The organism is Psychrobacter piechaudii, from assembly GCF_900162825.1.
Lineage (GTDB): Bacteria > Pseudomonadota > Gammaproteobacteria > Pseudomonadales > Moraxellaceae > Psychrobacter > Psychrobacter piechaudii.
Genome location: NZ_FUGE01000148.1, coordinates 1 through 1113 on the forward strand (window position 1 = coordinate 1; position 1113 = coordinate 1113).

Below are 1113 nucleotides of genomic sequence, written 5' to 3' on the forward strand. Positions count from 1 at the left end.
ACAAATAACTCGATTAGTCTGCTTTGTTTATACCAACTTAGTTTACTCTTTCTCATAGTGCTATCCTAAATAATTTTACTTATCTAGGACAGCCCCTAAAGAATTTCAAAATAACCTAGAAATCGATTATGCCTTCTATATACCCGAAATGGGCCGCTTTAGAGTCAATGCATTTACTCAAAACCGAGGAACAGCTGCTGTATTTAGAGTCATACCTTCCAAGGTTCCTAGTTTAGAGCAACTGAACTTAAATCGCTCTGCTAATTTGGACCTAGCTTCCTCTTCCACTAACCGCAAAAAACCTCATCCCGATACCCTAACTACTTTTGAGAAAATCGCCAACCTTCGCCAAGGTCTGGTACTGGTTACCGGCCCCACAGGCTGTGGCAAATCTACCACAGTAGCGGCTTTAATTGACCATATTAATAACACCAAGCCAGTCCATATCCTTACCATTGAAGACCCTATTGAGTTTATTCATGACTCAAAAAGAAGCTTGGTAAATCAAAGAGAGGTGTCTCAGCATACTTCCGATTTTAGCACTGCGCTTCGCTCTGCTTTAAGAGAGGATCCTGATGTTATTGTCATTGGCGAGTTAAGAGATTTGAGCAGTATCCAGTTGGCACTTACGGCAGCTGAAACCGGGCACCTAGTCTTTGCCACCTTGCATACAAATTCAGCAACAAAAACTATAGACAGACTTATTGATGTCTTTCCTGCAACCGAAAAAGAGATGGTTAGAGCCATGCTGTCAGCATCTTTACAAGCAGTCATCTCTCAAGTCTTAGTGAAGCGTATCGATGGGGGACGTATTGCAGCCCATGAGATTATGATGACTACTCCAGCCATTCGTAATTTAATTCGTCAAAATAAATTAGCGCAGATGTACTCTGCCATTCAAACCAGTAATGCTATTGGGATGCGCACTTTTCAGCAGTCGCTACAGCAGTTGGTAGAGAATAAAATTATTGCCGCAGCTCATCTGACTGACTGATTCGCATAAAAGAAGATATTCTTAGTTAACCTGAGTTCGGGATAAGCAGGTCAAAAAAAAGCAAAAAAAAGAAGTCCAAAATTGTTAAAGTTAATGTACTAATAAAAACTCAACAAAAA

1 pseudogene is annotated in these 1113 nt (G+C 40.3%); it reads left to right on the forward strand.

What is annotated here, in order from left to right:
- Positions 1 to 97: 97 nt before the first annotated feature.
- Positions 98 to 994: pseudogene (locus A1019T_RS08440) on the forward strand (type IV pilus twitching motility protein PilT); the annotation flags it as partial.
- Between the last annotated feature and the right edge of the window lie 119 nt (positions 995 to 1113).